8 protein-coding genes are annotated in these 9,159 nt (G+C 59.1%); 2 read left to right on the forward strand and 6 right to left on the reverse strand.

All coding sequences use genetic code 11. From position 1 onward, the window contains the following. Nucleotides 1-50 precede the first annotated feature (50 nt). Complete coding sequence (locus tag ACIOYV_RS27750) at nt 51-506, reverse strand: tRNA (cytidine(34)-2'-O)-methyltransferase (protein ID WP_007949025.1); 456 nt, start codon at nt 504-506, stop codon at nt 51-53. Here ACIOYV_RS27750 and ACIOYV_RS27755 point away from each other — a divergent pair. Continuing rightward, entirely contained in the window at nt 505-945 is a 441-nt protein-coding gene (locus ACIOYV_RS27755) for a hypothetical protein (protein ID WP_265042571.1), read from the forward strand. The genes ACIOYV_RS27750 and ACIOYV_RS27755 overlap by 2 nt on opposite strands. Nucleotides 946-1,551: 606 nt before the next feature. Here ACIOYV_RS27755 and ntrC read toward each other — a convergent pair. From ntrC to glnA, 5 genes are all read right to left on the reverse strand, one after another. Next, the gene (gene ntrC, locus ACIOYV_RS27760; protein ID WP_054055303.1) at nt 1,552-2,988 is read right to left on the reverse strand and encodes a nitrogen regulation protein NR(I); all 1,437 of its coding nucleotides are present in this window, start codon (nt 2,986-2,988) and stop codon (nt 1,552-1,554) included. Next, nucleotides 2,985-4,070 carry a nitrogen regulation protein NR(II) gene (gene glnL / locus ACIOYV_RS27765; protein WP_054055306.1) on the reverse strand — a complete coding sequence of 362 codons (1,086 nt, stop codon included), beginning with the start codon at nt 4,068-4,070 and terminating at the stop codon, nt 2,985-2,987. Before glnL ends, ntrC begins: the two co-directional genes overlap by 4 nt. Nucleotides 4,071-4,565: 495 nt before the next feature. After that, nucleotides 4,566-5,186: a DUF4124 domain-containing protein gene (locus tag ACIOYV_RS27770; RefSeq protein WP_401328874.1), complete on the reverse strand. Its 621-nt coding sequence runs from the start codon at nt 5,184-5,186 to the stop codon at nt 4,566-4,568. Next, nucleotides 5,183-5,692, reverse strand: coding sequence for a DUF4124 domain-containing protein (locus ACIOYV_RS27775; RefSeq protein ID WP_401328877.1), 510 nt, complete (start codon nt 5,690-5,692; stop codon nt 5,183-5,185). The genes ACIOYV_RS27770 and ACIOYV_RS27775 overlap by 4 nt, the downstream gene beginning before the upstream one ends. A gap of 299 nt (nt 5,693-5,991) precedes the next feature. Beyond that, nucleotides 5,992-7,398, reverse strand: a complete 1,407-nt coding sequence (gene glnA / locus ACIOYV_RS27780; protein WP_054055312.1) for a glutamate--ammonia ligase — start codon at nt 7,396-7,398, stop codon at nt 5,992-5,994. Between the two features lie 330 nt (nt 7,399-7,728). Between glnA and thiI the strand changes: the two genes are divergently transcribed. After that, nucleotides 7,729-9,159: tRNA uracil 4-sulfurtransferase ThiI (gene thiI, locus ACIOYV_RS27785; RefSeq protein ID WP_401328881.1), on the forward strand; the 1,431-nt coding region annotated here is incomplete at its 3' end.

A 9,159-nucleotide genomic window follows, 5' to 3' on the forward strand; every position in this document is an offset into this window, starting at 1 on the left:
CTGGCACACCGCTTTCGCGAGCAGGCTCGCTCCCACATTTGTTTGTGGTGTTATTTAAAGCCTAGTTGGCGCCAGCCTTCGTATACCGCGACGGCAACGGTGTTGGACAGGTTCAGGCTGCGGCAGCCTTCGCGCATCGGCAGGCGCAGGCGTTGTTCGCCTGGGAGTGCATCGAGCACTTCGGCGGGCAAGCCACGGCTTTCCGGGCCGAACAGGAAAGCGTCGCCCTCGGCGAAGCTGGCATCGTGGAACGGCCGCGAGCCCTTGGTGGTGAACGCGAACAGCCGTGGATGACCGAGGCTTTCCAGGCAACTGGCCAGGTCGGCGTGGCGTTGCAGGGTGGCGTACTCGTGGTAATCGAGGCCGGCCCGGCGCAGGCGCTTATCGTCCATCTCGAAGCCCAGCGGTTCGATCAAATGCAGGTGGCAGCCACTGTTGGCGCACAGCCTGATAACGTTGCCGGTATTCGGCGGAATTTCTGGTTGGAAGAGGATGACGTGAAACATGCACGGCTCCGAAGGTAAAGATGAGCGGCATTCTACGCCGCCCGTGGACAACCGTTCGAAACTATTCCCGCGAGTGATAGGTTCGCTGGCGATTGTCGGGCTGATGGTGGGCCTGATGATCGGTCGCCTGACCACGCCCGACCCCACTGAATTGCAGCAGGTCGAGGTCACCGACGATGGGTTGGTGGTGTGGTTCAACAACGAACCCAAGACCCATGGCGAGGTGGTGGATGGCAGCGTCGCGTTGCTGTTCGAGGCCGAAGGCAAGGCGCAGAAAGGCCAGCTCAAGATCAACGGCAAAGACGTGAACTGGCGCGTGCGTTTGAGTGATGGGGGGTTGTTGCTGACGGTAGTGGCGGCCCGGCCACTGCAAGGTGAGTGGGCCGGTAGCGAGGTCGATGACCGCTGGCGGCTGGAGATCCATCTCCGGGAGCAATAAAAGAGGGAATCCCCGGCCTGCCTGTACCAAGGTTCCCAAAACGGCAGGGACTTACGCATTGCGTGCAAGTCCCGGTGTAAAGAAGGAACCCCTGACCTGCCTGTATCAAGGGCCCCAAAACGGGTTGGGCTCGTCGCGTTGGCGGTGCGAGCCCGATGTAAAGAGGGGAATCCCCGGCCTGCCTGTACCAAGGTCCCCGAAACCGGGTAGTGAACTGAATCACTGAATGGACTATTGCAGGGGGCGTGCCAGGTTTTAACAAGTTGAAACAGAAAGTTGTGTTGATGCGCTGGAGGCCCCGTGATTCGGGGATTTTGTGTTTTTGTCGGGTGGGTTTTCTAACGATTAACGACGGGATTTCAGGCGGGAGGCTGTGCGCGATTGCGGTTCACGGTGCATTGCTGCGGTGCACGAAGCTCTTAATGTGGGGGCGAGCCTGCTCGCGAAAGCGGTGTAACAGTCAACGATGATGTTGAATGTTATGGCCCCTTCGCGGGCAAGCCTCGCTCCTACAGGTGATGCGCCAATTTTGAAATGGCGCGAACTCCGTAGGAGCGAGGCTTGCCCGCGAAAGGATCTATCTAACGACGAAGATCTGAAGACTGTTTAGCCTTCTTCCCCCTCATCATCATCCCCACCATCGACCTTCATCCCCAATTCCTTGATCTTGCGCGTCAGGGTATTACGCCCCCAACCCAGCAAAACCGCGGCATCGCGACGACGCCCGGCGGTGTGTTTGAGGGCGGTTTCGATCATGATCCGCTCGAACGCCGGCACGGCGCTGTCGAGCAGGCTCGACTGACCACGAGCCAACGCCTGATCAGCCCACTGGCGCAGCGCTTGCTCCCAGTTGGTCACCGGCGCCGAATCCTGCGGCAGGTTCAGCAGCTCTGGCGGCAGGTCGCTGATGTGCACTTCGCGACCCGAAGCCATCACCGTGATCCAGCGGCAGGTGTTCTCCAACTGACGCACGTTGCCGCCCCACGGCAGGTTCTTCAAGTATTCCTCGGTTTCGCTTTTCAGCAGCTTCGGTTCCACCGCCAGTTCCTGCGCGGCACGGCTGAGGAAGTGCTTGGCCAGGGTCGGGATGTCTTCGCGACGATCCGACAGCCGTGGGATATGAATGCGGATCACGTTGAGGCGGTGGAACAAGTCCTCACGGAATTTCCCGGCGTGTACCAGGGTTTCCAGGTTCTGGTGGGTCGCGGCGATGATGCGCACATCAACCTTCACCGGCGTATGACCGCCGACGCGGTAGAACTCGCCGTCCGCCAACACCCGCAGCAAACGGGTCTGGGTGTCCGCCGGCATGTCGCCGATTTCATCGAGGAACAACGTGCCGCCGTCAGCCTGTTCAAAGCGCCCGCGACGCAGGTTGGCCGCACCGGTGAACGCGCCTTTTTCGTGGCCGAACAGCTCGGATTCCATCAGGTCTTTCGGGATCGCCGCCATGTTCAACGCAATGAACGGCGACGCCGCACGTGGGCTGTGACGGTGCAGGGCGTGGGCCACCAGTTCTTTACCGGTGCCGGATTCGCCGTTGATCAGCACGGTAATGTTGGAGTGGCTCAAGCGCCCGATGGCGCGAAACACTTCCTGCATCGCCGGCGCTTCACCGATGATTTCCGGGGTGCGGGTCAAGGCGACCGGGACTTCCAGGCCTTGCTGTTCCTGGGCGTGCTGGTTGGCGCGCTTGACCAGGGAAACCGCTTCGTCGACGTCGAACGGCTTGGGCAGGTATTCGAACGCGCCGCCCTGGTAGGAGGCAACCGCGCTGTCCAGGTCGGAGTGGGCGGTCATGATGATGACCGGCAGCCGTGGGTGTTGTTCGCGAATCCGCGCCAGAAGGTCCAGGCCGCTGGCACCCGGCATGCGGATGTCGGAGATGATCACGTCCGGCTGCTGGCGCGCCAGGCGGCTCATCACGCCATCGGCGCTGTCGAAGCTTTGCGTGGTCATGCCTTCTTGCTGCAAGGCTTTTTCCAGGACCCAACGGATAGAACGGTCGTCATCGACGATCCACACGGTTTCACTACGGCTCATGTCGATGTGGCTCCTTGTTCCAGTGGCAGAAAGATCGAGAAAGTGGTGTGGCCTGGGTGGCTGTCACACTCGATCAAGCCCTGGTGCTGGCTGATGATGTTCTGGGTAATGGCCAGGCCCAGCCCGGTACCGTCCGGGCGGCCGCTGACCATTGGAAAGAAGATGGTTTCCTGCAAATCCGCAGGAATGCCCGGACCGTTGTCGATGATCTCGATCTTGGTCACCAGGCGATGGCGCACGTGGCCGATGGTGAACTGGCGCATGGCGCGGGTGCGCAAACTGATGCGGCCCAGGCGCAGCTCGTTCTGGCTGCTGATGGCCTGCATTGCGTTGCGCACGATGTTCAGTACGGCCTGGATCATCTGTTCGCGATCGATCAACACGTCGGGAATGCTTGGGTCGTAGTCGCGCACCAAGGTGATGCAGCCCTGGCTTTCGGCCTCCACCAACTGACTCACGCGCTCCAGCACTTCGTGGATGTTGCACATGGCCAGGGACGGCAGTTTGTTCGAACCGAGCATCCGGTCCACGAGGTTTCGCAGGCGATCGGCTTCTTCGATGATCACGTTGGTGTAGTCGCGCAGGCTTTCTTCCGGCAGCTCGCGGGCGAGCAATTGCGCGGCACCGCGAATCCCGCCCAGCGGATTCTTGATCTCATGAGCGAGGCCGCGTACCAGCATCTTGCTGGTTTCCTGCTTCGACAGCTGCGCCTCTTCCTTGGTGATCCGCAGCAAGCGGTCACGGGGGTGAACTTCCAGCAGCAGCATCGTGTCGCCGTTGCTGAGGATCGGCGTGACCGCGTAATCAACGGTCAGGGTCTGGCCGGTGAGGGCGGTGAGCATCGCTTCGCGCTTGGTGAACGGGTGCGCTTGCTCGACGGCCTGGCGCAGGGAATTCAAGGCTTCAGTAGATTCGGTGAACAACTCACTGATGAACTGCCCATGGCTACGCTGGCCGCTGATGGCCAGGAGCATTTCCGCCGCCGGGTTCATGTACTCGAGGCGCAGTTCGGCATCGAGCAGGATGGTGGCGGTGGTCAGGTTGTCGAGTAATAGTCGATGCAGTGCGTCGCTAATGGTCATAGTAGGGCGTGCTCACCGTAAATGGCGAATCGCGTTGGCGCTGTGATCGCGCCAGGCAAGGCGCAGGACGCAGAGAATGACGTTCCCTTTTCAAGTCCTGCAACGCAGCATGGCGCGATCACAGCGCCAACCCGAAGGGCAAAGCCCCACGAGACGCAATCCGTCGTTATTCGTCGTTCATTTGGAGCGACCAAACTTCTCTCCTCATGCCTAGTCTTGCGTCTCGTGGGGCTTTGCGCGATCGCCATTTACGGTGAGCACGCCCTACACCCTCTTTTGGAGCAGGGTGCGCGCAACAAATGAGCGCTGATGCGGGGAAAATGCAAAAACCAAACCAAAGCTCCGAAAAGAAGCGTTTGAGGCCTGAAACGGGCGTTTGACGCTCGATCGCGTGGCGTTCTGCCAGCTTTTGCGGGTACTTTCGAACCAAAATGGGCTTGGATGTGGGTACGGTGCACCCTATCGCACCAATATAGTGCGCAAACCTGAACGAGGTTAGAAGAACTTCAGGAAGGGGTTTTTTTCTTCGGGAGGTTTGTCTTTGAGTGGACATTCCGGCCGTTGGCCGTAGTCGGTGAGGGTGCAAGGCTTGACCTTGCGCTTCTGCGCCAGGGAAATGCGCAGCATGTGGAACGGCTGATTGGCTGTGCGCTCGACGGTGCGACCCTGTTCGTCGAGGATTTCCACCGACAGGTTATGGCTGCCGCGATCGATATTGCTCAAGGCGAACACCGGACTGATGCCAGGTTCGGCGGTGGGCTGGCCGTCGAGTAACAAACGGTAGCGATGACCGCGCTGCAAGCCGGGTTCGCTGGTAACGCTGACGATCAACTCGCCGGAGCTGCTGCGGACCGTGGTGTCTGGTTCTGGCACCAGTACCCGCAGCATGTCGTAGTGGAATAGCGGTTGTTCTTCCGGCTTTTGCGCGGCGATCACCGGCGCAGCGTTGGTCGGGTTGGCGGACATTCGATTGCTGGTGGCCAGCGGCACACGCTTGGCATTGCCGGGGCGCGGTTGGTCGGTGAAGACCCGATTGCCCTGGGCGTTGACGTAGGTGTAGACGTCGGCCATCGCCGGAAAGGCGATCAGGCAGATGATCAACAGCCAGCCCTTCAAGGCGTGTGCACCCGTTGCACAGTGAGCGTCACGCTGGGGCTTTGCTGCACGACGCTTTCGCCGTTGATCACCTGGACTGCGAGGCTGTGCTCGCCGCGATCAATGTTCACCAGTTGCAGGATCGGCACGTTGCTCGGCTGGCCATAAGGTTGTTCGTCCAGCAACAGCCTGAACAAATGCGGGCCTTGCAGGCGCGGTTTGATCAGCACGCTGACGGTGAAAGTGCCGTTGTTGGCGCGCAGGGCTTCGGTGGTGGGCAGGCCGGTCAACTCCAACACCTCGTAGGTGTTGCGCGGTTGTTCGCGGCTGCTGGCTTCGGCAGGTGGAGTGACGGGCGCCGAGGGCGCGACACTGTTGAGTGGCGGCAACTCCACCGGCTGCGCCTTGACCCCATCCGGCGGTTGATTGCTGTAGGCGGTGTTGCCGTTGGCGTCGGTGTACTTATAGATCTGCGCTGCGGCGGGCAGGGCGATCAGCAGCAACATCAGGAGAAAACCACGACCCATAAAATCGACCGGAAGCGAAGGTGTTGGGTTGCAGCATAGGTCAGGGCTGGCGATAGACCCAAGTCGTTAACATTTGGGCATGATTTAACAAGGCCTGTCAGGCACCGCGAAATCCTGTGGGAGCGAGCTTGCTCGCGATGGCGGCGGATCAGCCAACATCAATGTCGAATGAAAAACCGTAATCGCGAGCAAGCTCGCTCCCACAGGGGAAAATTGCCGGCTGTTGAATCGCGGGAATAAAAAAGGCCTCCCGAAGGAGGCCTCTTTTTGTCACGCCGCGTGCAGCCGGCGCTACCGGATCAGCAGCTGTAGTACAGCTCATATTCCAGTGGGTGTACGAAGGTGCGGACCTTGATTTCTTCTTCGCTTTTCAGAGCGATGTAAGCGTCGATGAAGTCGTCGGAGAACACGCCGCCTTTGGTCAGGAACGCGCGACCTTTGTCCAGCTCTTCCAGGGCTTCTTTCAGGCTGCCGCAAACTTGTGGGATCTCTTTCGCCTCTTCAGGCGGCAGGTCATACAGGTTTTTGTCAGCTGCATCGCCAGGGTGGATCTTGTTCTGGATGCCGTCCAGGCCAGCCATCAACAGTGCAGCGAAGCCCAGGTACGGGTTGGCTGCTGGATCCGGGAAGCGGGCTTCGATACGGCGAGCGCGAGGGCTGGACACGTAAGGAATACGGATCGAAGCGGAACGGTTGCGAGCCGAGTAGGCCAGCATTACCGGAGCTTCGAAACCTGGGACCAGACGCTTGTAGGAGTTGGTCGACGGGTTGGTGAAGCCGTTCAGGGCCTTACCGTGCTTGATGATACCGCCGATGAAGTACAGGGCAGTGTCGGACAGGCCGGCATAGCCTTCGCCAGCGAAGGTGTTCTTGCCATCTTTGGCGATGGACAAGTGAACGTGCATACCCGAACCGTTATCGCCGTACAGAGGCTTAGGCATGAAGGTCGCGGTGCGGCCGTATGCATCAGCAACGTTGTGTACGCAGTACTTCAGGGTCTGAACTTCGTCAGCCTTGGCGACCAGGGTGTTGAACTTCACACCGATTTCGTTCTGGCCAGCAGTCGCCACTTCGTGGTGGTGAACTTCGATGGTCAGGCCCATTTCTTCCATGGCGTTGCACATGGAGGTACGGATTTCGTGGTCGTGGTCGAATGGCGGAACCGGGAAGTAGCCACCTTTGATACCTGGACGGTGGCCGCGGTTGCCGCCTTCCACGTCCTGGTCGGACATCCACGAACCTTGTTCGGAGTAGATTTTGAACATCGAGCCGGAGATGTCCGACTTGAATTTAACCTGGTCGAAGATGAAGAATTCTGGCTCTGGACCAACGAATACGGTGTCGCCGATACCCGTCGACTTCAGGTATTCCTCGGCACGCTTGGCGATCGCACGTGGGTCACGGTCGTAGCCTTGCATGGTCGAAGGCTCGATCACGTCGCAAACCAGGATCAGGGTCGGCTCTTCGGTGAACGGGTCGAGGACGGCAGTGCTGTCGTCCGGCATCAGGATCATGTCGGAGGCTTCGATGCCTTTCCAGCCAGCAATGGAGGAACCGTCGAACATTTTGCCTTCTTCGAAGAAAGCGTCATCCAGCGCGTCGCGAGCCGGCATGGTCACGTGGTGCTGAGTGCCTTTGGTGTCCGTGAAGCGCAGATCAATCCACTTGACGTCATGATCTTTGATGAGTTGAACCGACTTCGACATAGTGTCCTCCGGGTGGCTTCGGGCTTAGTAGTGGATGCCCTTAGAATGTGGGTGATGCCGGCGCGAATACTCTGCCAAGGCAACCTGCCTCACAAGGGAGCAAATTGCATGCCAGTGCCCCACCATGGGTTTTTTGCCCCAATATCACGCTTATAGAGGTGCATTGCGCCGCAAAGCTGAAATAACTGCCCCGTAATGTAGCGTCTATTTCAACAAATGACCCGTTTTGGTGCGCGCGAAACGTTCTGCATATTAACTGGTTAAACCTTGAGCAATTTCCGCTATAATCCGCGCCCCCCTTTTTCGGCTGGCCCAGCGCGCGCTGTTTTCATGAAACTAATCGTAAAAGTCTTCCCCGAGATCACCATCAAGAGCCGCCCGGTACGGATGCGTTTCATCCGCCAATTGGCCAAGAACATCCGTGCCGTGCTCCGCGATCTGGACCCGGCTGTGGTGGTGAACGGTGTGTGGGACAACCTCGAGCTGGAAACCCGCGTCACTGAGCCCCGGGCCCTGAAGGAGATGACCGAGCGCCTGAGCTGCATGCCGGGCATCGCGCATTTCCTGCAGGTCGATGAATACCCGCTGGGTGACTTCGACGACATCGTTGCCAAGTGCAAGCAGCACTACGGCGATGCACTGGCCGGGAAGATCTTTTCGGTGCGCTGCAAGCGCGGCGGGCATCACACCTTTTCGTCCATGGACGTGGAGAAATACGTCGGCAGCCAGCTGCGTCGTCAGTGCGGCGCCGCCGGGATTTCCCTGAAAGAGCCGGAAATCGAAGTTCGCATCGAAATTCGCGACCAACGGTTGTATGTGATCCACAGCCAGCACAACAGCATCGGCGGTTATCCGCTGGGAGCGTTGGAACAGACGCTTGTATTGATGTCCGGCGGCTTTGACTCGACAGTCGCCGCCTACCAGATCATGCGCCGTGGCCTGATGAGCCATTTCTGCTTCTTTAATCTGGGCGGACGGGCCCATGAACTGGGCGTCATGGAAGTCGCGCACTTCATCTGGAAGAAGTACGGCAGCTCCCAACGCGTGTTATTTGTCAGTGTGCCGTTCGAGGAAGTACTGGGAGAAATTCTCGGGAAAGTCGATAACAGTCATATGGGCGTAGTTTTGAAGCGTATGATGTTGCGCGCTGCGTCGAAGATTGCCGATCGGCTGGACATCGATGCGCTGGTCACCGGTGAGGCGATCTCCCAGGTTTCGAGCCAGACGTTGCCGAACCTGTCGTTGATCGACTGTGTGACCGAGAAGCTGGTCCTGCGACCGCTGATCACCAGTCACAAGCAGGACATCATCGACCTGGCCAACGAAATCGGGACTGCCGACTTCGCCAAGCACATGCCGGAATACTGCGGGGTCATCTCGGTGAACCCCAAGACCCACGCCAAGCGCAACCGCGTGGAGTACGAAGAACAACAGTTCGACATGGCGGTCCTCGAGCGTGCGCTCGAAAACGCCAAACTGGTGCCGATCGATCGCGTGATCGACGAATTGGGCCAGGACTTGCAGATCGAAGAAGTCAGCGAAGCACTGGCGGGCCAGATCATCATCGACATCCGTCATCCGGATGCCGCTGAAGACGAGCCGCTGGAACTTGCTGGCATTGAGGTACAGACGATGCCGTTTTATGCATTGAACGCTCGTTTCAAGGAACTGGACCCTACTCGCCAGTACCTGCTGTATTGCGACAAAGGCGTGATGAGTCGCCTGCATGCCCACCATTTGCTCAGTGAGGGGCATGCCAAT

The organism is Pseudomonas sp. NPDC087342 (assembly GCF_044744265.1).
In the GTDB taxonomy this organism is placed as follows: domain Bacteria; phylum Pseudomonadota; class Gammaproteobacteria; order Pseudomonadales; family Pseudomonadaceae; genus Aquipseudomonas; species Aquipseudomonas nunensis.

Coding starts and splice junctions, on each gene's coding strand:
- ACIOYV_RS27755 (WP_265042571.1), top strand. CDS start 505: ATGCACGGCTCCGAAGGTAAAGATGAGCGGCATTCTACGCCGCCCGTG.
- ACIOYV_RS27750 (WP_007949025.1), bottom strand. CDS start 506: ATGTTTCACGTCATCCTCTTCCAACCAGAAATTCCGCCGAATACCGGC.
- ntrC (WP_054055303.1), bottom strand. CDS start 2,988: ATGAGCCGTAGTGAAACCGTGTGGATCGTCGATGACGACCGTTCTATC.
- glnL (WP_054055306.1), bottom strand. CDS start 4,070: ATGACCATTAGCGACGCACTGCATCGACTATTACTCGACAACCTGACC.
- ACIOYV_RS27775 (WP_401328877.1), bottom strand. CDS start 5,692: ATGGGTCGTGGTTTTCTCCTGATGTTGCTGCTGATCGCCCTGCCCGCC.
- glnA (WP_054055312.1), bottom strand. CDS start 7,398: ATGTCGAAGTCGGTTCAACTCATCAAAGATCATGACGTCAAGTGGATT.